Raw genomic sequence first — 23,551 nt, 5'->3', positions numbered from 1 at the left:
CTTGCACCACGGCGCTTGAGGTGCGTCGCCCCGTCTGAAAGAGAGGGGGGATGGCGCGTGACGATTCCCCTTCGACCCCCGGCGGCGATCCCGTTCGCCTGCCCCAGAATGTCGAGGCGGAGGCCGCGCTGCTCGGCGCGATGATGATCGACAACCGCCTGGCCGACGACATGATCGAGGAGCTGGAGCCCGACCATTTCTTTGAACCCGTGCACGGCCGGATTTTCGAGAAGATTGCGCGGCTGCGCCAGTCGGACATGCTGGCGACCCCGGTGACGTTGCGCCCGTTGTTTGTCGACGATGCCGGCATGGCGCAATTGGGCGGCCCGGCCTATCTCGCCCAGCTGACCGGCAGCGGCGCGGCGCTGATCGGCGCGCGCCAGTTCGCGCGGCAGATTCGCGATCTCGCCATGTTGCGGGCGCTGATTACCGTCGGGCGCGGTCTGGTCGAAAAGGCGATGGACACCAGCGAGGCGGTCGATCCCGCCGCGCAGATCAAGGAAGCCGAAGAAGCGCTGTTCTCGGTCGCCGGCGACGCCGGGTCGGCGAACACCGTCAAGAGCTTTGCCGAGGCGACCAAGCTGGCGGTCAAGATGGCCGACCGCGCGCTCAATTCGGGCGGCAATTTGTCGGGGATCACCACCGGGCTGGAAAGCGTCAATGCGCGCACCGGCGGGATGCAGCGCTCCGACCTCATCATCCTGGCCGGACGTCCGGGCATGGGCAAGACGTCGCTGGCAACCAACATCGCCTTCAACGCCGCGCGCCGGTGGATGGACGACCAGAAGCTGGGCATCGGCAAGGATCGCTCGCCCGGTGCTAAAGTCGCCTTTTTCAGCCTCGAAATGTCGGCGGACCAGCTCGCGACCCGTATCCTTGCCGAACAATCGGGGATCAGTTCCGAAGCGCTGCGCATGGGCAAGATCAGCAAGGCCGAGTTCACGCGCCTGGCCGACGCGGCCGCGGATCTCGAGCAATTGCCGCTCTATATCGACGATACTGCCGGGCTGACGATCAGCGGGCTGCACACGCGCGTCCGCCGCCTGCAATCGCGGCTCAATTTCGAGCTGGGGCTGGTCGTCGTCGACTATCTCCAGCTGCTGCAGGGCAGCGGGCGCAATTCGGGCGACAATCGCGTCCAGGAAATCTCTGAAATCTCGCGCGGGTTGAAGACGCTGGCCAAGGATCTGAACGTGCCGGTGATCGCGCTGTCGCAGCTCAGCCGCGCGGTGGAGCAGCGCGAGGACAAGCGGCCGCAGCTTTCCGACCTGCGCGAGTCCGGTTCGATCGAACAGGACGCCGACATCGTGCTGTTCGTCTATCGCGAGGATTATTACGTCGCCGCCAAGGAGCCGAAGCGGCCGCGCGAGGGCGACGATGCGCGAATCTTCGAGGATCACGCGCAATGGGCGCAGGATATGGAGCGCGTCTTCGGCCTGGCCGAGCTGATCATCGCCAAGCAGCGCCATGGTGCGACGGGCAAGGTGACGCTGAAGTTCGAGCCTCAGATCACGCGGTTCAGCGATTATGTCGGCGACGGTTTCGCGGGGGGCATAGGCGACTGATTTCGCCCTCGTGCGTTGAGCGCCGGCCGAAAAGGGGAATACAGCAATGCCGGGTGGTTTGATCGCACTGCTTGACGATGTCGCCGCGCTGACCAAGATCGCGGCGTCCTCGCTCGACGACGTTGCGGCGGCGGCGGGGCGTGCGGGCACCAAATCGGCGGGGGTCGTCATCGACGACGCGGCGGTCACGCCCAGTTATGTCGTCGGCCTGTCGCCCGATCGCGAAGTGCCGATCATCGCGAAGATCGCGGTGGGGTCGCTGCGCAACAAGCTGCTATTCATCCTGCCCGTCGCGCTGGCGCTCAGCGCGCTGGCACCGTGGCTGATCACCCCGATCCTGATGCTCGGCGGGACCTATCTGTGTTTTGAAGGGGCGGAAAAGGTCTGGGAGAAGCTGTCGGGTGCGCATCATGCCGATGAAGTGATCGAGATCACCGATCCCAAGGCGCTCGAAGCGCGCCAGGTCGGCGGGGCCATCCGAACCGACTTCATCCTGTCGGCGGAGATCATGGCGATCGCGCTCGCCGACCTGACCGGCCGCAGCATCGGGACCCAGGCGGCGGTGCTCGCGCTGGTCGGAATCGGCATCACGATCGCGGTCTACGGCGTCGTTGCGCTGATCGTGAAGATGGACGATTTCGGCCTCTATCTGGCCAAGCGCCCGGGCGGTACCGCGCAGATGCTGGGCCGCGGGCTGGTGCGCGGGATGCCGGCGCTGCTCCGCGCGCTCAGCCTGATCGGTACCGCCGCGATGGTGTGGGTCGGCGGCGGCATCATCATCCACGGGCTGGCGGCATTCGGCTTTGCGACGATCGAGCACATCGTACACGACGCGGCGGTGGCGGTCGGCCATGCCGTGCCGGCGATCGGCGGGATCCTCGAATGGCTGGTCACGGCGATCGGCTCGGCGATCGTCGGGCTGGCGGTGGGTGCAATCGTCGTCCTGGTCGTGTCGCGCTTTCACCGCGACGGACATGGCGAGGCGCAGGTCGCCTGAGCGCGGTCAGCCGAAGGGCAGGCGGTGCCGGATCGGCTCGGGGTCGAGCATGATGCGGATGTCGCGGATCAGCCCTGACGTGTGGCGGACGATGATCGCGCACGGAATGGTGCCGAGCCCGCCATGTTCGGCGTGGAACGTGAACTCGGTTTCGACCAGTAGCGTGTCGGCGCACGACCAATAGTCGAGGAAACTCCCGCCCACCGATTCGAGCGCGTCGAACAGACGCATCAACTGGCGCAGCGAAGCGATCTTCTCCACGGCGGGGGCACGGTTGCCGATGCGCAGATGGCAATCGTCACCCATCAGGACCGCCCAGCCGCTATGGTCGGGATGCTCCAGCAAGGCCGCGAGCGTCTGGCGGATAATATCGTCGTCGGCCCTGGTCACTGCGCCTCCGACTCGATGTGATAAGCTGACCCGCTATACCACCCCGCCGGTTTTGCCGGTGTCGCGTAACTGCTTGAAAGGCGCGACACTTGCGATGTTGTGGTACCGCCGGCGCCGCATCGCACGAATTCGTCAGTCGCGTGGCGGTAGACCCGCGCGCAGCTCGTCCAGCCACGTGGTCGCCACGCTGTCCGACGGCGCGCGCCAGTCGCCACGCGGGCTCAGCCCCCCGCCGGCCGAAACCTTGGGACCGTTGGGCATTGCCGAACGCTTGAACTGGCTCGTCTGAAAAAAGCGTTTGAGGAACCGTTCGAGCCACATCGCGATTTCGCCCAGATCATGGCCGATCCGGCGGGCATCGGGATAATCGGGCGGCCATTCGCCCGCCGCCGCATCGCGCCAGGCATGCCAGGCGAGGAACGCGATCTTCGACGGCTTGAGCCCCTGGCGCACGACATGGTGAAGGAAGAAGTCGTTGAGCGGGAAGGGGCCGATCAGCGCCTCGGTCCGCTGGATCACGCCATCCGCGCCTGCGGGCACCAGTTCGGGCGAAATCTCGGTCGCCAGGATCGCGTCGAGCACGCGATCGGTGTCGGCGTCGAACTGGCCGGTCCGGATACACCACCGGATCAGGAACTGGATCAGCGTCTTGGGCACGCCGCAATTCACCGCGTAATGGCTCATCTGGTCGCCGACGCCATAGGTGCACCAGCCCAGCGCCAGCTCGGACAGGTCGCCGGTGCCGACCACCAGCCCTTCGCGCTGATTGGCGATGCGGAACAGATAATCGGTGCGCAGCCCCGCCTGGACATTTTCGAACGTCACGTCATGCACCGGCTCGCCGGCGGCAAAGGGGTGGCCCAGATCGCCGAGCATCTGGCGCGCGGCGGGGCGGATGTCGATTTCGGCGCCCGTGATCCCCAGTGCGCTCATCAGCGCCCACGCATTGGCGCGGGTCGCCTCGCCCGTCGCGAATCCCGGCATGGTGAAGCCCAGAATGTCGGTGCGCGGCCGGTTCAGCCGGTCGAACGCCTTGGCCGCGACGATCAGCGCATGAGTCGAATCCAGCCCGCCCGAAATGCCGATCACCAGCCGCTTGACGCCGCTTGCGACGACGCGCTGGCGCAATCCCTCCACCTGGACGTTGAACGCCTCATAGCTGTCGGCGTCGAGCGTCACCGGATCGTCGGGAACGAACGGAAAGCGCGCGATCGCCCGGATTACGCCGCGATCGGCGAACTCCGGCCGGTGATCGAAGGTGATGCGCCGAAATCGCTGTTCCGGATGACCCCTGGCGGCGGCGCAGTCGTTGAACGTGCCCGTCCGCATCCGCTCCAGCCTCAGGCGCTCGACATCGACATCGGCGAGCAGCAACTCGCACGCGACATCGAACCGCTCGGACGAGGCGATCTGTTCGCCCAGTTCGTGCACCATCCCCTGGCCGTCCCAGGCGAGATCGGTGGTGCTTTCGCCGGGTCCCGACGCCGAATAGACATAGGCGGACATCGTCCGTGCCGATTGCGCGGCGCACAGCAGCGCGCGCTCGCGCGCCTTGCCGATCAGGATGTTGGACGCCGACAGGTTGCACAGGATGAGCGCGCCGGCCAGCGCCCCCTCGGTCGAGGGCGGCAGCGGTGCCCAGTAATCCTCGCAGATCTCGGCGTGAAACACGAAGTCGTCGAGGTCCCCGGCGGCAAAGATCAGATCGGTGCCGAATGGTGCCCGCTGGCCCGCCACTTCGATATCCAGGCCGACGAGCCCCATTCCCGACGCGAAATACCGCTTCTCGTAATATTCACGGTAATTGGGCAGGTAGGTTTTGGGGACGACCCCCAGCACGCGCCCGCGCGAAACCGCGACCGCGCAGTTGTAAAGTCGCCCGTTGCGCCGCAGCGCCGCGCCAAGCAGCAGCACCGGGGCCAGGTCGCGGCTGGCGGCGATGACCTCGGCCAGCGCGTGTTCGCTGGCTGCGATGATCGCGTCCTGCAGGTGAAGGTCGTCGAGCGCATAGCCGGTCAGGTTGAGCTCGGGATAGACCAGCAGGTCGGCATGGGCGTCGTGCCCCTGCCGCGCGAGATCGATCGCGGTGCGCGCATTATATGCTGGGTCCGCGACCCGGCTGAGTGGGGTGCAGGCAGCGACGCGGATCAGCCCCTGCGCCTGGCCGGCGTAGAAGCGGTGCGGAGCGGCGGCGGGGGCGGGACCGGTCATGCGCCGCAGGCTTAAGCCGTTCCGCCGCGCAACGCCACACCCTGCGGCACCTGATCGACCGCGGTACCGATCTTGAACGCAATGCGTTGAAACGGTTCCGCGCCCCGGTGCATTCCGCTATTCGTGCAGGCGACAGGAGGGTGCGTTGACCCATCTCAGGACGATTGCGGCGGGCCTTGGTGCTGCGCTGACATTGGCGACAGCTACGGTGGCGGATGCCCGGCAAGTCTCCGGGTTGGACGTCGAACGCGCGGCGATATCGATGCGCCCCGGACAGTCCTTCTGGTCAGCCGACCGTGGTGACCCGCGCCAGCCGGTGCGGATCGTGGTCAGCCTGCCGATGCAGCAATTGTTCGTCTATCGCGGCCGGGCGCTGATCGGCGCGTCGACCATCTCGTCGGGCACCCGCGCCAAGCCGACCCCGGTCGGTGAGTTCACCATTCTGCAGAAACGGCCTTTCCACCGTTCCAACCTCTACAGCGACGCGCCGATGCCGTTCATGCAGCGGCTAACCTGGGACGGCATCGCGCTTCATGGCGGTGATCTGCCGGGCTATCCTGCGTCGCACGGCTGCATTCGCCTGCCCACGGATTTCGCGCGCGAGCTGTTTGCGCTGACCGGATTGGGTGCCGAAGTCGCGGTGCTCGGCCGCGCGGTGCCCTATCCGGCGTTCCGGCCCCAGCTGGCCGCACCGATGCTGAACGTCGCGCCCGACCTGCTCGCCGACGAGAGCCTTGCCTCGGTCAGCCTTCCTCGCTTTCGAGTGAATGGAGGATCCGCGCGCCGGCCATGAACACCGCCACCGGGCACAGTGCGAACAGCATCCAGCCGCCGAAGCCTGGGTATTGCTGGAGGTAATGCACGCCGCGCTCCGTCGCCCCCAGGCTCAGGCCGTAAATCACGGCAAAGGCCTCGAACTTGGTCTTGATGACGAACAGACGCGCGAACTTGGTAAACATGCCGTTAGTAAAGCAAGCCCCGGACCACTCGCGGCAATCCGCGAGTCGTCGTCGAGCGCCCAGTTCAATCTGTCAAAAGTTCCGACAACTCCATGGCGCTGAGCAGGGCATGACGCGCCGATTCGATCTGCAGGATCAGCTCAGGATCGGCGATCTGGTCGGGCGCGATTTCTTCGGGCCAGCGCGCGGCGACGATCTCGGCGATGCGATCGAGCCGTGCCTCATCGACGATGAAGCGCGGATCGACCCGCTCTGGATCGGCGACGACGCGCAGGCGCAGACAGGCGGGCCCGCCGCCATTCGCCATCGACTGGCGAACGTCGACGACCTCCAGCCGCCGGATCGGGCCGTTGCCCGCGACATGCTCCTGCAACCAGTCCCAGACGGCCGGCGTGTCGCGTGCCTCGGTCGGCAGGATCAGCGCCATCCCGCCATCGCCGGGCAGCGTCACCAGCTGGGCATTGAACAGATAGGAGCTGATCGCGTCGGCCAGGCTGACCCGAGCGGCCGGCACCTCGACGATCTCGACCTCGGGCATGCGCGCGCGCAGCTCGGCATGGGTGCCCAGCCGGTCGGCAAAGGCGAATTCGTGCGTGAACAGCACCGGACCGTTGGCGACCGCCACCACGTCGTTGTGGAATGCGCCCGCCGCGATCGCGATCGTCGACTGTTCGACGAACAGGCAGCGTTCGGGCGACAGCCCGTGGCGCCGCGCGATCGCCTCGCTGGCATCGCGCGACTGGCGGGCGGGGAAGGGGCCACCCGCCACGCCATAGACGAACACCTCCAGCCCCGCCGCGTCATGCGTGCGAGTCAGCCGCATATGGTTGGCCGCGCCCTCGTCGCCGAACGGCGGCGGGACGGGGGCGTGGACGACGAACGCTGGATCCGCAAACGCCACGCGCAGCTGCGCGAGCGTGCCCGGCCATTCATGGCTGCGATGCTTCATCGTCACCAGATTGGCGACGCTCAAATGGCACTTGCCGTCGGCGGTGTCGGGGGCGGGCGACACGGTCGCGGCATTGGCGGCCCACATCGCGGATGCCGACAGGGCCTGGGCCTGCAAATGCCGCGGCGCGTCGGCGTAGCGCGTGCCCAGCGACGCCAGCCATGCGTGGTCGGGGCGTGCGAGTGGATAGAAGATGCCCTGCGCCAGCCCCAGGCGCAGATTGGCGCGCATCTTCTCGATCCCCTGCAGCGCGGCGGCGCGTGGCGCGGAAATATTGCCGGAGTTGCGGGTCGCCGCCAGATTCCCCGGGCTCAACCCGGCATAATTGTGGCTGGGGCCGATCAGCCCGTCGAAATTGATTTCCCGCAGCATGAGGGTCCCCTGTTTCAGCGCGCGACGTGGTGGATGACGTCGCCGGTCGCGATGCCCAGCAATTCCGCGCTGCGCTCGTCGATCAGCACGCCGTCATGCTGCGGCTGGACGCAGCCCTGGGTCGCGCGGAAGCTGCCCAGCCTTCCGGTCGCGATCAGCGCCGGTTCGCCGGCATCGCTCAGCCCGGTGACCGCCGACTGGCGCGCCGAACGAATGCTCTGCACCTGATCGGTGCGCGCGATCATCGTCGGCCCGCCGTCAAAGATGTCGACATAATTCTCGAACGCGAAGCCCTCATTCTCCAGCATCCGCATCGCGGCGCGGCCGCTGGGGTGCGGGCGGCCGATCACCTGGCGCGCGGTTTCGGGCAGCATCGCGGTATAGACCGGGTGCTTGGGCATCAGGTCGGCGATGAACTGGTTGCCGTGGATCGCATTGAACTGGTCGGCTTCCTGGAAACTCATGCCGAAGAAGCGGCCCGCCACGCCGTCCCAGAAGGGTGACCCGCCCGCTTCGTCGATCACGCCGCGCAGCTCGGCCAGGATGCGGTCGGCGAAACGTTCGCGATGCGCGGCGATGAACAGGTAGCGGCTGCGCGCCAGCAACAGCCCCAGCCCGCCGGCACGCTCGCCGGGGTGCAGGAACAGCCCGCCGACCTCGCTCGCCCCCTCCAGATCGTTGACCAGCGACAGCAATTCGGCGCGGAACGTGCGATTGAGCGCCTCGCTATGCTTGGTGACGGTGCCCAGTCGATAGCTGTAGAACGGCCAGCGCTGACCCACCTGACTGAAGATCTGGCAGGTCCCGCGCACTTCGCCGGTCGCGGCGTTTTCCAGCACCATGACGAACAACTCGTCGGCCAGGCTGCCTTCGTCGCGTGCAAAGGCCGCGTGGCTGCGCGCCAGCTTCGCCTCCAGCGACGGGCGGTCGGGCGGCAGGTTGGTGAAGCCGCCGCCGGTCAGCTTGGCCATTTCATAAAGATGCTTGAGGTCGCCGTCGGTGGCAGCGCGGATCACGAATGTCATCAAAGCCCCTGTGTGACCAGCCGGTGGATCGTCACCGCGCTCAACGCCGCGCGCTCGGGCAGGCTGTCGGGGATCAGAAACTCGTCGGCGGAATGGATGGCACCGCCGCGCGCGCCCATCGTGTCGATGACCGGCACGCCGCACGCCGCGATATTGTTGCCGTCGCACACGCCGCCGGTCGCGCGCCAGCTGACCGGGATGCTCAGATCCGACCCGGCCGCGGCGACGAGCGCGAACAGCCGCTCCGCGCCGGGATCGATCGGCTTGGGCGGGCGGTTGAAGCTGCCGTGGCGCGCGATCGCCACGTCATGCGCCGCGGTAACCGCGGCGATCGCTTCGTCGAGCAGCGTGTCGGCACGCGCGATCGCGTCGACGCTGCGCGGGCGGAAATTGACGCGCAGGATCGCTAGGTCGGGGACGACGTTGTTCGGTCCGCCGCCGTCGATGCGCGCCGGATTGACCGACAGGCCGTCATCCTTCCCCGCCGCCAGCCGCACCGCCAGCGCCGCCGCCGCGACGATCGCATTGCGGCCATCGTCGGGGTTGCGCCCCGCATGGGCGCTGCGCCCGCGCACGACGATCGAGAAATTGCCGGTGCCGCCCCGCGCGCCCGCCAGCGTCCCGTCGGGCAGCGCGGGCTCGTAGGTCAGCGCCGCGCGCTTTCCAGCCGCCGCGCGCGCAATCAGGCCGGCGGACGACAGCGACCCGGTTTCCTCGTCCGAATTGATGACGACCTCATAGCCGAAGCGATCGGCGACCGGGCTCGCCTCCACTGCCTCGAGCGCGGCGAGCATCAGCGCCAGCCCGCCCTTCATGTCGGCGGCTCCCGGCGCGTTGAGCGTCCCGTCATCCAGCCACCGCGCCTGCTGAAACGGGTGATCCGCGCCGAACACGGTATCCATGTGGCCGGTGAACAGCAGTTGCACCGGCGCATCGGGGCGGACGGTCAGGTGCAGGTGGTGGCCATGGCCGATCGCGCGCACCTCGCCCTCCGTGCTCACGCTGTCGACGGCGTCGGGTGCGACGAGCGCGACGTCGCCGGGCAGTGCGGCGAATGCGTCGGCGAGTGTCGCGCCCATCGCCGCGACCCCCGCCAGGTTGCGCGTGCCGCTGTTGATCGCCACCCAGCGTTCGGTCCGCGCCAGCATCGGTGCGGCGCGGACATGGTCGACAAGGTCGCGCTCGATCGCGCTCAATCCGCTCATGCCGCGTCCCCTAGCCGGTTCGGCGACGCAACGGAACCCGGCTCGGCGTGCTCAGAACTGATAGACGAGCGACGCCCGGCTGGTCGTGTCTGTTGTCTGCCGGCCGGCGGGCGGGTCGCTTTCATATTGCACCGTATAGGAAAAGCGCCCCGACAGCGGCCCGATCAGCCGCGCGTTGATCGCGCTCACGCTCGATACCGTGCTGTTGGCGCTTTGCAGATAGGCCGATGCGTTCTGCGTCAGCGTCAGACCTGCCGTCGCCTTCCACATCAGGTCGAGCGAACCGCGCGCGGCGACGTTGTTCTCGTCGGGCGAATTGGTGAAGTCGGTCGCGCGATAGGCCGGGCCAAGCTCGAGATCCAGCGTCAGCCGGGGCCGCCGGATCGCGTTGTAGCCAACCCCCAGCGAAGTCGAATAGCGCGAGGAATAGCCGAAGAACCGGTCGCTTTCGAACTGTGCGGCGCCATAAGCGTAGAGGCGGTCGCTGATCTTGTAGTTGGGTTCATAGGCGAACAGGTAATGTTCGCGTGTCGGCACGCCGTTGCTTTCCTGATATTCGATCATGCCGCGCAGCTTGTGCCGCCACACCAGCCCTTCGCGCTTCACGTCCAGGATCGCGTGCGCGCCGATATTGTCGGTGTTGCCGGTGGTCTGAAACCCGCCCAGCTCGATCCGCCCCTCAACCAGTTCCCAGAACGTCGCGTCGCGGATGCGCTGGACGGCTTCCTCGCGGCGTTCCTCCTTCCACCGATTGGCAAGCGCGTTGATCGCATCGGTGCTTTCCGGGCTGATCGTGCGCGCATATTTGGCGATCACCTCGACTTCCGCCTCGTTGCCGCTGGCCAACGCAGCTTCGAGCATCCGCGTAAGGTCGGGCGACAGCGGGGCATCCTGGCGCCCCTGTGCGCTCGCGTCGGCGATCGCGAACGAAGTCAGAGCGGCGGCGAGCAAGGGGAGGGTCGGGCGCACGCGCGCTAACCTAAGCGCGGAATAGGGCAAGATCAAAGCAATCCACCCGCAATCCGCGCGCGTTCCGGCGCTCGCGAGAGTTGAACGACTGGACCCGCCGGCACGGACTTCTAAGGAGGGCCTGGGTGGAACAGGGGCCGGTATCGCATGATCGAGATGCACGAGCGCGTCCTGCTGTCGCACTGGCGTGCCTTGCTTGCCTGCCTTCCGGCATGGCGCTTGTTGGTGCCTCAGGTCGGCGCGGCGAGCTTTGCCAGCCGCACGCCGTTCGACTCGATTTCGGGCTTGATGCGAAATCGCGGCTTTGCGCGCGTTCTGGCGATCGTAGCATCGCGCAGCGATGCCGAGGTGGCATCGCTGCTGGCGCTGGCGCAGATCAACCAGGACCGCCAGACCTATTTCGCGCGGCTGCTGCTGCTTGCCTATGTGACCGTTCCGCTGACCGTCTTTGCACTCGCCGCCCAAATGTCGCCCGCGTGGCTGGCGCGGATTTTCGAACAATATCCGTCGGCGATCGGCGGAGGCATGGCTGGGGCCGGACTGGCGGTCGTAATCGCGCATGTCAACGAAGCCCGTGCCCGGTCGCTGATTGCAATGCTTCAGGTCATCCAGCTTGTCCGGGCGCACCCCGATCCGTAGGGCCCGCGCTGACCCACGGCGCGAACGCGGCGAGCACGTCCTCATAGAGCGCGCGCTTGAAGTCGACGACGATGGCGGGCAGCTCGCGCGGGTCGGCCCAGCGCCAGGCGCGAAATTCCTGATGCGCCGTTGCGATGTCGATGTCGTGGTCCTCGCCCAGGAAGCGAAAGGCGAACCACATTTGACGCTGGCCACGCCACTTGCCCTGCCACACCTTGCCGATCAGCGCGTCGGGCAGGTCGTACCACAGCTCGTCGGGGGCCTGCGCGATCAGCTCGACGAGATGCGGCGCGACGCCGGTTTCCTCGCCCAGTTCGCGGATCGCGGCGGTCAGCGCGTCCTCGCCTGGATCGATCCCGCCCTGCGGCATCTGCCACGCCTCGAGTGTCGAATCCATGCGCTGGCCGACAAACACATGGCCGTCGCGATTGATCAGCATCACGCCGGCGCAGGGGCGATAGGGCAGGGTGGAGACGTCGTTCACCGGATGGTCCTTCGGCACGGTTGGAAGCGGGCGGGCCCGGCTCTACCTAGGTGCGGTGATCCACATCGTCCACCATCCCGACTATGTCGCCGCCGCGCCCGCGCGCAGTGCCTATGAATGGAACAAGAACGGCCTGGTTCGCGACCTGTTGCGCGCCCGGGACGAGGCGATCGTCTGGCACGCGCCCGAGGCGATGCCGCGTGACTGGCTGGAGGCGGTGCACGATGCCGAGTATGTCGATCAGGTGCTCGCCGCGCGCGTGCCGCCCGAGAAGGAACGCCGCATCGGCTTTCCCGTGACCCCGACCGTCGCCGCGCGCGCGCAGAAGGTGCCGGGCGGCACCTGGCTCGCCGCACGTCTGGCTCAATCGCACGGTTTCGCCGCCAACACCGCGGGGGGCAGCCATCATGCGCTGGCCGACACCGGCGCCGGATTCTGCGTGTTCAACGATCTGGCGATCGCCGCGGTCCGGCTGGTCGAGGCGGGCGATGCGCGCCGCGTGCTGATCGTCGATTGCGACGTGCATCAGGGCGACGGGACCGCCGCGCTCACCGCCGGGCGGCCGGGCATTGCCACCTATTCGATCCATGCGGAAAAGAATTTTCCGGTGCGCAAGGCGCGCTCGACCCTCGACGTCGCCCTGCCCGACGGGGTCGGCGACGCCGAATATCTCGATGCGCTCGCGACGACGCTCATGCCCCTGCTCGACGATTTCGCGCCCGACCTCGTGCTCTACCAGGCCGGGGTCGATCCGTTCGCGGGCGATCGGCTGGGACGGCTGGCGCTCAGCCGGGAGGGGCTGGTCGCGCGCGACACCTGGATTGCGCGGACCCTTGCTGTGCGCGGGGTACCGCTGGCGAGCGCGCTCGGCGGCGGTTACGGTCATGACGCCATGGAAGTCGCCGACCGCCATGTCGCCTCGCTGTTGACGCTCGCCACCACCTACGCCGCGCACATGCCGGCATCGCACGCCACCGCCGCCTGACAGGAAGACTATTTTGACCGCGCCCACCATCGTCTGGTTCCGCCGTGACCTTCGCCTGTCGGATCAGGCCGCGCTTGCCGCCGCCGCGTCGGAAGGCCCGGTGATCCCCGTCTACGTGCTCGACGACGAGACGCCCAAGCACCGCAAAATGGGCGGGGCGTCGCGCTGGTGGCTGCACCACAGCCTGGCCGCACTCGACGCCACCCTCCACGAAAAGGGCTCGCGGCTGATTCTGCGCCGGGGCCGCGTCGACGATGTGCTGGCCAGGCTGGCCGAGGAAACCGGCGCGACGCGGGTCCATGCGTTGCGCCATTACGAGCCTTGGTGGCGCAATGCCGAACGCGCGTTGGCCAAGCGGGTCAAGCTGGTCTGCCATGACGGCAACTATCTGGTCCCGCCCGGATCGGTGACGACCGGCAGCGGTCAGCCCTACAAGATCTACACCCCGTTCTGGCGCGCGCTGCAGGATCATATGCCGCCGCCCGCGCCCGCCAACCGTCCGCGCGAAATTCCCTCGCCCGCGCGATGGCCGAAGAGCGAGCGGCTCGACGATTGGGGCCTGCGCCCCACCCGACCCAACTGGGCGACCGGCTTCGAGGCCGAATGGACCCCCGGCGAGGCGGGTGCGCGGGCGCGCATCGACTCGTTCCTCGACCGTGCGTCGGCCTATGGCGATGCGCGAAACCTGCCCAGCGTCGAGGGGACGTCGCGCCTGTCCCCGCATTTGCATTTCGGCGAGGTCTCGCCCGGCTATGTCTGGCACCGCACGATGGATCGCGGCGGATTGGTCGAGACCTTTCTGGGCGAGCTTGGCTGGCGCGATTATGCCCAGAACGTCATCCTGCAATTTCCCGACTATGCCTCGCGCAACGCGCGCGACAAGTTCGACGCGCTGGAATGGCGCGCGCTTGGCGATGCGGCGGTGAAGCGGGATTTCGAAGCCTGGACGCGCGGGCAGACGGGCTATCCGATCGTCGATGCCGGGATGCGCCAGCTGTGGGCCACCGGCTGGATGCACAATCGCGTCCGGATGATCGCGGCCAGCTTCCTGATCAAGCATCTGCTGATCGACTGGCGCGAGGGCGAACGCTGGTTCTGGGACACGCTGGTCGATGCCGATTACGGGTCGAACGCGACCAACTGGCAATGGGTGTCGGGGACCGGCATCGATTCCAACATGTTCGTGCGGATCATGGCGCCGCTCGGCCAGTCGGAAAAGTTCGATGCCGGTGCCTATATCCGCCACTGGGTGCCGGAGCTGGCCGGGGTGCGCGGCGATGCGATTCATGATCCGGAAGCGGCCGGCGAGCGCCCGTCTGGTTATCCGCGCAAGATCATCGCGCACCGCGCCGCACGCGAACGGGCGCTGGCGGCGGTGAAGGCAATCGCCTGAACGGCGCGGTTGCGACTTGCAGCCGTCATCGTCGCGTGCATTGAGGGGCGCGATGAACGCACCCTCACGCAATCGGGGACGCCGCACCGGCCGCAACACCCACTCGCCGGTCGCGGGGCGGGGCACGCTGCGCTGGCTCGCGCCGGCGTTTCACCGCTTGCTCGACCGGCTCGACCGCGGGCTGGCGGCGGGCACGATCGAGGCGTCGTTGCCCGACGGGACCACCCGCTTTCTGGGCGCGCGATCGCCCGGCCCGGTGGCGGAAGTGCGGGTACACAGCTGGCGGGCGCTGCTGCGCCTCGTCACCGGCGGTTCGGCGGGATGGTATGAAGCCTGGGCGGCGGGGGAGTGGAGCAGCGCCGATCCGGTGCCGCTGTTCGACCTGTTCATGCGCAACCGCGTGCCGCTCGGCAATCTCGCGCGCGCCAGCGGCCCGACGCGCGCGGTCAAGCGCTGGCTGCACTGGCTCCACCACAACGACCGGGCGGGTGCGCGGCGCAACATCCGTTACCATTATGACCTGGGCAATGATTTCTACCGGCTGTGGCTCGACCCGAGCCTGACCTATTCGAGCGCGCTGTTCGACACGAGCGACGATCTCGCGGCGGCACAGGCGCGCAAGCTCGACGCCATCCTGGCGCGCACCGGCACGAAGTCGGGCGAGCGCATCCTGGAAATCGGCTGTGGCTGGGGCTCGTTTGCCGAACGCGCGGCGCGTGCCGGTCGACGGGTTCATGCGATTACCCTGTCCGAACATCAGGCCGAAGCGGCGATTGCGCGCAACGCGGGGCTCGACGGGGTGACGGTGGCGATCACCGACTATCGCGACGTCGATGGGGAATATGACGCGGTCGCCAGCATCGAGATGGTCGAGGCGGTCGGCCAGGCCTATTGGTCCGACTATCTGGCGACGATCGCGCGCGTGCTGAAGCCCGGCGGCCGCGCGGCGATCCAGTATATCGCGATCGACGACGCGATCTTCGACGCCTATGCCGCCAATGTTGATTTCATCCAGACCTATATCTTTCCCGGCGGGATGCTGCTGTCCACCTCACGCTTTCGCGCGCTTGCCGAACGCCACGGGCTTGCATGGCGCGATCCGCACGCATTCGGCCCGGACTACGCCCGCACGCTGCGCGAATGGCGGCACGCGCTCGACCGCGCGGTCGCAGAACACCGCCTGCCGGCCGATCTCGATCGCGGCTTTGTCGACCTGTGGCGCTACTATCTGATGTATTGCGAGGGCGGCTTCGCGGGTGGCGGCATCGATGTGGTTCAAGTCACGCTGGTCAAGGGAGGGAAGACATGACCGTTTGGACGAGACTGGCCTGTGCAGGTGCGCTGGCGCTGGTGCTGGGCGGATGCGGCGCGACGACGCAGGGCACGCGCGTGGCGACGGATGCCGCCATCCCCTCGCCACAGGTCGCGCTGACGCCCGAAAATGCCGACGGTCTGCGCCAGGTCGGCGCACGCGTGCTGTTCTGGTCGCAGGCCGAGCGCGACCGGAATTTCATGGCGATGGAGACCTTGTTCCCGGGCCATATCGTCAAGGCGGGCGGCAAGGTCCGCGCGCTGCCCGCCGGCGAGCCGCTGCCGCTACCCGCCGCCGACGTGGATGCGTTCATGGCGGCGCAGAATGTGACCGGGCTGATCGTGGTTCAGGACGGCCGCGTCCGGCTGGAACGCTATGCGCGCGGTTTCGGGCCGGACCAGCGCTGGACCAGCTTTTCAGTCGCCAAGTCGTTCACCTCGACCCTGGTCGGCGCGGCTATTCGTGACGGTGCGATCAAGTCGGTCGACGATCCCGTCACGCGCTACATCCCCGAACTGGCCGGCAGCGGCTATGACGGCGTGACGGTGGCGCAGCTCCTCACCATGACCTCCGGCGTCAAGTGGAACGAGAATTATACCGACCCGAACTCGGACGTCGCCCGGCTTTATGCGAAGCCCGCGCCGCCCGGCGTCGACCCGACGGTCGCCTATATGCGAACGCTGGTGCGCGAGGCTGAACCGGGCAGCAAATGGGTCTACAAGACCGGCGAGACGAACCTGATCGGCGTACTCGTCACCCGCGCGACCGGACGGCCGCTCGCCAACTATCTGAGCGAGAAGGTCTGGAGACCCGCGGGCATGCAGCGCGATGCCTTTTGGATGGTCGATCCCTCGGGTCAGGAAATCAGCGGTTGCTGCCTGTCGGTCACGCTGCGCGACTATGCCCGCATGGGGCTGTTCGCGCTCGAAGGCGGGGCGGGCCAGGTGCCGCCCGACTGGTTCAAGACCGCGACCGCGCCGCTCGCCAGCATCGGCGCGCCGGGCTTCGGCTATGGCTATCAATGGTGGACCTATCCCGGCGGGCGCTTCGGCGCGCAGGGGATTTTCGGCCAGGGCATCGCCATCGACCCCGCGACCCGCACCGTGATCGCGATCACTTCGTCCTGGCCGAGCGCGACGGGGCGCGAATTGTCGGGGCAGCGGCTGGCGTTCGTCGCGAAGGTGCTGGCGGCGGTGGAGTAGGGGGCGGGGTGGCTCTGCGTCCTTCGATACGCCGCTTCGGCAAGCTCAGCGGCTACTCAGGATGAGCGGTTCTCTACTCTTAATCCAAGACTACTACCGCTCATCCTGAGTAGCGACTGAGCGAAGTCGAAGGCGCGTATCGAAGGACGCGTATGCTCTCATCGAAAGACGCAGCGCAGCCTCACCCCACGCGTTCGAAGTGCCCGGTCTCGAAATCGCTCGCGGCCAGCGCCACGATCCGTTCCGCCACCGTCTCCGGCGGCTTGACGCTGGCGGGGTCCTCGCCGGGATAGGCGCGCGCGCGCATCTTGGTGCGCGTGGCGCCGGGATCGACGATCGCGACGCGAACCTTGCTGACGTTGCGCACTTCCTCGGCATAGGCGAGCAGCAGATTCTCGAACGCGGCCTTGGACGCGCCATAGAGCCCCCAATAGGCGCGCGGCTGCCGCGCCACGCTGGAGGTCAGGCCGATGATCCGGCCGGCGGGTGCCGCGCGCAGCAGCGGGTCGAACGAAGTCAGCAGCGCCGCCTGCGCGCTGACGTTCAGCGTGAATACGCTCGAGACTTCCTTGGCATCGAACGCCGGCACCGCCGCCAGCGACCCCAAGGTCGCGGCGTTGAGCACCAGGAGGTCGAGCGTCGGCCAGCGCCCGGCGATCGCATTGCCCAACCGGGCCACGCCGTCGGTCTGCGCCAGGTCGAGCGGCGCGATGGTCGACGTGCCGCCGGCGGCGTGGATCGCTTCCTCCACTTCCTCGAGCCCGCCGGTCGTCCGCGCGGTCAGGATGACGTGCGCACCCGCGGTTGCGAGCGCGCGGGCGGTCGCGGCGCCGATGCCGCGGCTTGCGCCTGTGATCAGCGCGGTCCGGCCGGCGAGCGGCTTTGCAGGGTCGGTCATCGCGTCGCTCACTCCGCCAGCAGTTCGAGCTGCCCGGCCGCGCGCTCGTCGCAATCGGTCAGCGGGGTGGGATAATCGCCGGTGAAACAGGCGTCGCAATAGCGCGGTCGCACGGCCGCCCGCCCGGCCTCGCCCAGCGCCTTGTAGAGCCCGTCGATCGAGATGAACGCGAGGCTGTCGGCATGGATGAAATCGGTCATGCCGCCGACGTCGAGCTGCGCGGCGAGCAGCTTGGCGCGCTCGGGCGTGTCGACGCCGTAGAAGCAGCTGTGGCGCGTCGGCGGGCTGGCGATGCGCATGTGCACCTCCGCTGCGCCGGCTTCGCGCATCATCTGGACGATCTTCAGGCTGGTCGTGCCGCGCACGATCGAATCGTCGATCAGGACCACGCGCTTGCCCTGGATCAGCGCGCGGTTGGCATTGTGCTTCAGCTTGACGCCCAGGTGACGGACCTTGTCGCCCGGCTGGATGAAGGTGCGCCCGACATAGTGCGAGCGGATGATGCCCAGCTCGAACGGGATGCCCGACCGCTGCGCATAGCCCAGCGCGGCGGGGGTGCCGCTGTCGGGCACCGGAATGACCAGGTCGGCGTCGACCGGGCTTTCGTCGGCCAGCTGTGCGCCGATCGCCTTGCGCACCGAATAGACCGATCGGTCCTCCGCGATCGAATCGGGGCGCGAGAAATAGACCCATTCAAAGATGCACGGCCGCGCCGCGACCGGCGCGAAGGGGCGCACCGACGTCACCTTGTCGCCCTCGACGATCACCAGCTCGCCGGGATCAACCGAGCGGACGAACTCCGCCCCGACGACGTCGAGCGCGACGGTTTCCGACGCGAAGATCACCGAGTCGCCCAGCCGCCCGATGACCAGCGGACGGATGCCCAGCGGGTCGCGACATGCGATCATGCCGCTTTCGGTCAGGCAGATCAGCGAATACGCCCCCTCGACCTGCTTCAGCGCATCGATGAACCGGTCGAGCAGCGTGCGGTAGCTCGACGTCGCGACCAGGTGGATGATCGTCTCGGTGTCTGACGTCGACTGAAAGATCGAACCCGACCGGACCAGCTCGCGCCGCAGATGCGCCGCATTGGAGATGTTGCCGTTGTGGGCGATCGCAAAGCCGCCGGTGGCGAGGTCGGCATAGAGCGGCTGCACGTTGCGCAGCGCGGTCTCGCCGGTGGTCGAATAGCGCACATGGCCGGCGGCGACTCGTCCCGGCAGCGCCTCGATCACCTCCGGACGGTCGAAATTGCCCGCGACATGCCCCATCGCGCGATGGGTGTGGAACAGCGCGCCGTCGAAGCTCGAAATGCCCGCCGCCTCCTGGCCGCGATGCTGGAGCGCGTGGAGCCCGAGCGCCACCAGAGCGGCGGCACCATCGGCGTTCGATACGCCGAAAATGCCGCATTCCTCGCGCAGTTTGTCGTCGTCGAATGGATTGGTCGTCAACATGGATACTCGCCGCGCGTGCTGGTTGGCGCGGCATATAGGCATGGCTGACGGCTTTGTCGCCCTTTTGTCACATCGGCCGCCGGGCGCGGATGTCCCGGGCCGGACGCCAGCGGCGCGATCAGCCCGCCAGGCGGTGCTCGCCGAGTTCGCCGGCATCGTCGCCGCCGCGGCTCGACCCGAGCAGCAGCCGGCGCTCTGCCAGCATCCGGCGCACGCCCGCCGCGCCCAGCGGCTTGCCATAATGCCAGCCCTGACCCTTGGCGCAGCCGATCGCACGCAGGCGGTCGGCGATTGCCTCGTTCTCGATCCCCTCCGCGGTGACCGGCAGGTTCAGGCTTTCGCCCAGCCGGACGATCGCATTGACGATCGCGGCCGAATCCGGGTTCTCGATGATCGAACTGACGAAGCTGCGGTCGATCTTGATCCGGTCGAACGGCAGCGCGCGCAAATGGGCGAGCGACGAATAGCCCGTGCCGAAATCGTCGAGCGCGATGCGGATGCCCTGGTTCTTCAGACTGCCGATGATCGATTGGGCGAGCGCCAGATTGTCGAACAACGCGCTTTCGGTGACCTCGATCTCCAGCCGGCTGGCGGGAAAACCGCTTTCGGTCAGGCTCTTGATGATCTTCTGCGCCAGCCAAGCGTCGCGCAGCTGCCAGGGCGAGATGTTGATCGACAAGACGAGCGCCGGGTCCCAGTCGCGCGCGATGCCGAACGCCTGGCGCATCACCGACAGCGACAGGTCGTTGATCAGGCCCGAATCCTCGGCGATCGAGATGAAACGGTCGGGGCCGATCACGCCCTGCGTCGCATGCTCCCACCGCGCGAGCACCTCGAAGCCGATCAGCTTGCCGGTTTCGAGCTCCACCTGCGGTTCGAAATAGGGCACGATCTCCTGTGCCGGGATCGCCGAGCGCAGACCGTTTTCCAACTCGTTGCGGATCTTCAGCTCGCGCTCCATCGACCGGTCGAACCACGTCGCGCGCCCGCCACCCGCGCGCTTCGCGCTGGCCATGGCGATGTCCGCGGCGCGGATCAGCGAATCGACCGAGGCGGAGTCGAAGTCGGATCGCGCCATCCCCGCCGACGCGCCGACGTGACAGATGACGCCGTCCGCATCGATCGGCTGACTGATCCGGGTCAGCAGCCGGTCGGCAAAGCGTTCTACCGGATCGTGATGCGACGGGTCGAAGACGAAGGCGCAGCCGAATTCGTCGCCGGCAAATCGCGCCAGCAACGCGCCCGACGGTGCGATGTCGGAGATTTCGGTGGCGATGCGGCGCAGCAACGCGTCGCCGATCTGATGCCCGTGCATGTCGTTGACATGCTTGAACCCGTCCAGGTCGACGATGACCATCGCGACCGCCTTGTGCTGCTTCTGGGCGCGCACGAACATCACCGTCGCATCCTCCACGAAGCTGCGGCGGTTCAGGAATCCGGTGAGCATGTCCTGCGCCACCAGCAGCGCGGCGCGTTCGGCACTGATGCCCGCCAGCGGCGACAGGCCGCGCGAACCGCTGTTGCGACGCCATCCGAACAGGATGAGCGCGACGTTCAGGATCAGCGCCACGGTCATCACCCGGTCGGGTTGCGCGGCGTTGCCGAAATAGGCCGAGGCGATCTGGGCCAGCACGGTGCTGGCGATCCCGACGAACAACAGGATCGACGCGACCGAAATGGCGATGCGCGTCGTGTCGCGCTGCGATGATCGCCGGTGTGCTGTCGGAACCTGCTGCGAACGCATTCATGCTTCTCCGTGGCGGAACGGCCAAGCTATCGGCGCGGCAGGTATAGATCAGGTTAAACCGGTGCCGGCTTGCGGAATCCGCGCCCTGCGGTTATGTGCCGCGCCAAGCAGTCCCGACGGAATGCGATATCGACGTCCCCAGCGGGGATGAGGCCGGCCGACGAGGTTTCGTTCGCCGGCTCATTTTGCGTTTGGGATCGACGGAAGTGGAGTTGGCATGTTCGACAGTCTGAGCGACCGGCTTGGCAGCGTCTTCGATCGGTTGAAGGGCCGCGGTGCCCTGACCGAGGCGGACGTGCGCGCCGCAATGCGCGAGGTGCGGATCGCGTTGCTCGAAGCCGATGTCGCTTTGCCGGTCGCGCGCGAATTCGTCGACAAGGCGACCGAGCAGGCCGTCGGCCAGCAGGTGCTGCGGTCGGTCACGCCCGGGCAGCAGGTCGTCAAGATCGTCCATGACGCCCTGGTCGACATGCTCGGGCCGGATACGGCGGAACTCGAGATCGGCGTCACCCCGCCCGCCGTCATCATGCTGGTAGGCCTTCAGGGGTCGGGCAAGACGACGACGACCGCCAAGCTCGCCAAGCTGCTGTCGGGCAAGGAGCGCAAGAAGGTCCTGATGGCGTCGCTCGACGTCAACCGCCCGGCCGCGCAGGAACAGCTCGCGGTGCTCGGCCAGCAGACCGAGGTCGCGACGCTGCCGATCGTTCCCGGCCAGCAGCCGGTCGATATCGCGCGGCGCGCGCTGCAGGCGGCAAAGCTTCAGGGCTATGACGTGCTGATGCTCGACACCGCCGGGCGACTGCACGTCGACCAGGCGCTGATGGACGAGATGAAGGCGGTCGCCGACATCAGCCGGCCCGATGAAATCCTGCTCGTCGTCGACTCGCTGACCGGCCAGGACGCGGTCAATGTCGCGCAGAACTTTTCCGATCAGGTGCCACTGACCGGCGTGATCCTGACCCGGATGGACGGCGATGCGCGCGGCGGCGCGGCGCTGTCGATGCGCGCGGTCACCGGCAAGCCGATCAAGTTCGCCGGCATGGGCGAGAAGCTCGACCAGATCGAGGCGTTTCATCCCAAGCGCGTTGCGGGCCGCATCCTGGGCATGGGCGACGTCGTCTCGCTGGTCGAGCGCGCCGCGGAAGCGATCCAGGTCGAAGATGCCGAGAAAATGGCGCAGCGGCTCGCCAAGGGCCAGTTCGACATGAATGACCTGCGCAGCCAGTTGCAGCAGATGCGCCGCATGGGCGGCCTTGGCGCGCTGGCCGGCATGATGCCCGGCATGAAAAAGGCGCAACAGGCCATGGCGTCGGGCGCGGTGGATGAGAAAATCCTGCTGCGCATGGACGCAATGATCACCTCGATGACGCCCAAGGAGCGGGCCAAGCCCGAACTGCTCAACGCCAAGCGCAAGATCCGCGTCGCCAAGGGGTCGGGCACCACCGTGCAGGACGTCAACCGGCTGCTCAAGATGCACCAGGAAATGTCCACAGCCATGAAGAAGATCAAGAAGATGGGCGGGATCAAGGGGATGCTGGCGATGCTCGGCAAGGGCGGGCCCGGCGGCGGCATGGGTGGCATCGGCAATGCGCTGGGCGGTCCGCAGCTGGGTGACATGATGGGCAAGGCGGGCGCGGGCCTGCCTGGCCTTGGCGGGCCGGGGGGCAACATGCCCAACCTGCCGCCCGGGTTCGAGAATTTGTTGAAGAAGAAGTGACTTAACCTGCCGTTGCCGTCACCCCAGCGAAGGCTGGGGTCTCGTGCGGCAACGGCAACCCATGACCACCACGAGACCCCGGCCTTCGCCGGGGTGACGAATTGCAGAAGGAAGAAAGATCAAATGGCAACCAGCATGCGTCTGTCGCGCGGCGGATCGAAGAAGCGGCCTTATTACCGGATCGTGGTTGCGGATTCGCGCGCCCCGCGCGACGGCAAGTTCATCGAAAAGATCGGCACCTATAATCCGCTGCTCGCCAAGGATTCGCCCGATCGCATCAAGCTCGACAACGATCGCGCCGCGCACTGGCTCAAGATGGGCGCGCAGCCGACCGATCGCGTCGCGCGCTTCCTCGACGCCGCCGGGATCAAGGAGCGTCCCGCGCGCAACAACCCGAACAAGGGCAAGCCGGGTGAAAAGGCCACCGAGCGCGCCGAAGAGCGGGCGGAGAAGCTGAAGGCGGCTGAAGAAGCGGCGGCAGCAGCGGCTGCCGCACCCGCAGTCGAGGAAGCGGCACCCGCTGAGGAAGCCGCCGCCGAAGAGACCCCGGCTGCCGAAGCTGCCGGGGAACAGGCCGAGGGCTGATCGCCTTGCCGTCCGACCGCCCCGTCACGCTTGCCGTCGTCATCGGCGCGCACGGCGTGACGGGCGAGGTTCGCCTGAAGATCTTCGCCGAACGGCTCGAGACCTTCGGCGCTTTCAACGCCGGCACCTTGACGCTGAAATCACTGCGTCCTGGCTCGAACGGTGCCATTGCCCGTTTCGCCGAGGTCACGGACCGCAACGCTGCCGAGGCGCTGCGGGGGACCGAGCTGACGGTGCCGCGATCGGCGCTGCCCCCGCTCGGCGAGGGCGAATATTACCATGTCGATCTGCTCGGCCTGCCGGTGGTCGACCATGCCGGTGCATCCATCGGCACGGTCGCCGCGATCGACAATTTCGGCGCGGGTGATGTGCTCGAAATCGAACGTCCCGACGGCCGGCGCTTCATGGTGCCGATGACGCCTGCGGCAGTGCCCGAATGGGACGACGCAAGGCTCGTGATTGACGCGCGCTTTGTCGAATAGTATATACATAT

22 protein-coding genes are annotated in these 23,551 nt (G+C 67.4%); 11 read left to right on the top strand and 11 right to left on the bottom strand.

What is annotated here, in order from left to right:
• The first annotated feature begins 50 nt into the window (after positions 1-50).
• Positions 51-1,565 (top strand): replicative DNA helicase, encoded by a 1,515-nt coding sequence (locus GO308_RS06600; protein ID WP_066479643.1) that lies wholly within the window; start codon positions 51-53, stop codon positions 1,563-1,565.
• Positions 1,566-1,611: 46 nt separating this feature from the next.
• Positions 1,612-2,562 (top strand): DUF808 domain-containing protein, encoded by a 951-nt coding sequence (locus GO308_RS06595; RefSeq protein ID WP_240884721.1) that lies wholly within the window; start codon positions 1,612-1,614, stop codon positions 2,560-2,562.
• Between the two features lie 6 nt (positions 2,563-2,568).
• On the opposite strand, the gene GO308_RS06590 is transcribed toward GO308_RS06595, so the two are convergent.
• Positions 2,569-2,952, bottom strand: coding sequence for a hypothetical protein (locus GO308_RS06590; protein ID WP_066479641.1), 384 nt, complete (start codon positions 2,950-2,952; stop codon positions 2,569-2,571).
• A gap of 132 nt (positions 2,953-3,084) precedes the next feature.
• Positions 3,085-5,163, bottom strand: a complete 2,079-nt coding sequence (locus tag GO308_RS06585; RefSeq protein ID WP_240884719.1) for an NAD(+) synthase — start codon at positions 5,161-5,163, stop codon at positions 3,085-3,087.
• A gap of 145 nt (positions 5,164-5,308) precedes the next feature.
• Here GO308_RS06585 and GO308_RS06580 point away from each other — a divergent pair, with 145 nt between their 5' ends.
• The gene (locus GO308_RS06580) at positions 5,309-5,956 is read left to right on the top strand and encodes a L,D-transpeptidase family protein (protein WP_240884717.1); all 648 of its coding nucleotides are present in this window, start codon (positions 5,309-5,311) and stop codon (positions 5,954-5,956) included.
• Here GO308_RS06580 and GO308_RS06575 read toward each other — a convergent pair.
• The 5 genes from GO308_RS06575 to GO308_RS06555 all read right to left on the bottom strand — a co-directional run bounded on the left by GO308_RS06575 (position 5,907) and on the right by GO308_RS06555 (position 10,642).
• On the bottom strand, positions 5,907-6,122 hold the full coding sequence (locus tag GO308_RS06575; RefSeq protein WP_066550791.1) for a hypothetical protein: 216 nt from the start codon (positions 6,120-6,122) through the stop codon (positions 5,907-5,909). The two genes, GO308_RS06580 and GO308_RS06575, sit on opposite strands and share 50 nt — an antisense overlap.
• A gap of 64 nt (positions 6,123-6,186) precedes the next feature.
• Complete coding sequence (locus GO308_RS06570) at positions 6,187-7,443, bottom strand: N-succinylarginine dihydrolase (RefSeq protein ID WP_240884715.1); 1,257 nt, start codon at positions 7,441-7,443, stop codon at positions 6,187-6,189.
• Between the two features lie 14 nt (positions 7,444-7,457).
• Positions 7,458-8,468 (bottom strand): arginine N-succinyltransferase, encoded by a 1,011-nt coding sequence (locus tag GO308_RS06565; RefSeq protein ID WP_240884713.1) that lies wholly within the window; start codon positions 8,466-8,468, stop codon positions 7,458-7,460.
• Positions 8,468-9,673: a hydrolase gene (locus tag GO308_RS06560; protein WP_240884705.1), complete on the bottom strand. Its 1,206-nt coding sequence runs from the start codon at positions 9,671-9,673 to the stop codon at positions 8,468-8,470. Before GO308_RS06560 ends, GO308_RS06565 begins: the two co-directional genes overlap by 1 nt.
• A 51-nt stretch (positions 9,674-9,724) precedes the next feature.
• Positions 9,725-10,642 (bottom strand): DUF481 domain-containing protein, encoded by a 918-nt coding sequence (locus GO308_RS06555; protein WP_240884703.1) that lies wholly within the window; start codon positions 10,640-10,642, stop codon positions 9,725-9,727.
• 147 nt (positions 10,643-10,789) lie between these two features.
• Between GO308_RS06555 and GO308_RS06550 the strand changes: the two genes are divergently transcribed.
• Positions 10,790-11,281, top strand: a complete 492-nt coding sequence (locus tag GO308_RS06550; RefSeq protein ID WP_240884701.1) for a hypothetical protein — start codon at positions 10,790-10,792, stop codon at positions 11,279-11,281.
• On the opposite strand, the gene GO308_RS06545 is transcribed toward GO308_RS06550, so the two are convergent.
• A complete protein-coding gene (locus GO308_RS06545) occupies positions 11,247-11,765 on the bottom strand; it encodes an RNA pyrophosphohydrolase (RefSeq protein ID WP_240884699.1) in 519 nt (172 codons plus the stop codon). The genes GO308_RS06550 and GO308_RS06545 overlap by 35 nt on opposite strands.
• Before the next feature lie 55 nt (positions 11,766-11,820).
• Between GO308_RS06545 and GO308_RS06540 the strand changes: the two genes are divergently transcribed.
• From GO308_RS06540 to GO308_RS06525, 4 genes are read left to right on the top strand one after another with little or no spacing between them, the layout of a single operon-like run.
• Positions 11,821-12,750, top strand: coding sequence for a histone deacetylase (locus GO308_RS06540; protein ID WP_240884697.1), 930 nt, complete (start codon positions 11,821-11,823; stop codon positions 12,748-12,750).
• 13 nt (positions 12,751-12,763) lie between these two features.
• Positions 12,764-14,143 carry a deoxyribodipyrimidine photo-lyase gene (locus GO308_RS06535; protein WP_240884695.1) on the top strand — a complete coding sequence of 460 codons (1,380 nt, stop codon included), beginning with the start codon at positions 12,764-12,766 and terminating at the stop codon, positions 14,141-14,143.
• Positions 14,144-14,195: 52 nt separating this feature from the next.
• A complete protein-coding gene (locus GO308_RS06530; protein ID WP_240884693.1) occupies positions 14,196-15,452 on the top strand; it encodes a cyclopropane-fatty-acyl-phospholipid synthase family protein in 1,257 nt (418 codons plus the stop codon).
• The gene (locus tag GO308_RS06525) at positions 15,449-16,657 is read left to right on the top strand and encodes a beta-lactamase family protein (protein WP_240884690.1); all 1,209 of its coding nucleotides are present in this window, start codon (positions 15,449-15,451) and stop codon (positions 16,655-16,657) included. Before GO308_RS06530 ends, GO308_RS06525 begins: the two co-directional genes overlap by 4 nt.
• A gap of 181 nt (positions 16,658-16,838) precedes the next feature.
• Here GO308_RS06525 and GO308_RS06520 read toward each other — a convergent pair whose 3' ends face one another.
• From GO308_RS06520 to GO308_RS06510, 3 genes are all read right to left on the bottom strand, one after another.
• Complete coding sequence (locus GO308_RS06520; protein ID WP_066480126.1) at positions 16,839-17,555, bottom strand: SDR family NAD(P)-dependent oxidoreductase; 717 nt, start codon at positions 17,553-17,555, stop codon at positions 16,839-16,841.
• An 8-nt stretch (positions 17,556-17,563) separates the two neighbouring features.
• Complete coding sequence (gene purF / locus GO308_RS06515; RefSeq protein WP_240884689.1) at positions 17,564-19,009, bottom strand: amidophosphoribosyltransferase; 1,446 nt, start codon at positions 19,007-19,009, stop codon at positions 17,564-17,566.
• Positions 19,010-19,127: 118 nt separating this feature from the next.
• A complete protein-coding gene (locus tag GO308_RS06510) occupies positions 19,128-20,753 on the bottom strand; it encodes an EAL domain-containing protein (protein WP_240884688.1) in 1,626 nt (541 codons plus the stop codon).
• 220 nt (positions 20,754-20,973) lie between these two features.
• Between GO308_RS06510 and ffh the strand changes: the two genes are divergently transcribed.
• The 3 genes from ffh (at position 20,974) to rimM (ending at position 23,540) form a co-directional block, all read left to right on the top strand.
• Positions 20,974-22,473: a signal recognition particle protein gene (gene ffh / locus GO308_RS06505; RefSeq protein ID WP_240884686.1), complete on the top strand. Its 1,500-nt coding sequence runs from the start codon at positions 20,974-20,976 to the stop codon at positions 22,471-22,473.
• Positions 22,474-22,596: 123 nt separating this feature from the next.
• Positions 22,597-23,058 (top strand): 30S ribosomal protein S16, encoded by a 462-nt coding sequence (rpsP, locus tag GO308_RS06500; RefSeq protein ID WP_240884678.1) that lies wholly within the window; start codon positions 22,597-22,599, stop codon positions 23,056-23,058.
• A gap of 5 nt (positions 23,059-23,063) precedes the next feature.
• A complete protein-coding gene (gene rimM / locus GO308_RS06495) occupies positions 23,064-23,540 on the top strand; it encodes a ribosome maturation factor RimM (protein WP_240884673.1) in 477 nt (158 codons plus the stop codon).
• Positions 23,541-23,551: the final 11 nt, after the last annotated feature.

Source organism: Sphingomonas sp. SFZ2018-12, from assembly GCF_022496715.1.
In the GTDB taxonomy this organism is placed as follows: domain Bacteria; phylum Pseudomonadota; class Alphaproteobacteria; order Sphingomonadales; family Sphingomonadaceae; genus Sphingomonas.
Note: the sequence above shows the minus strand (reverse complement) of the source record. Positions and strands in the feature narration are given on the sequence as shown.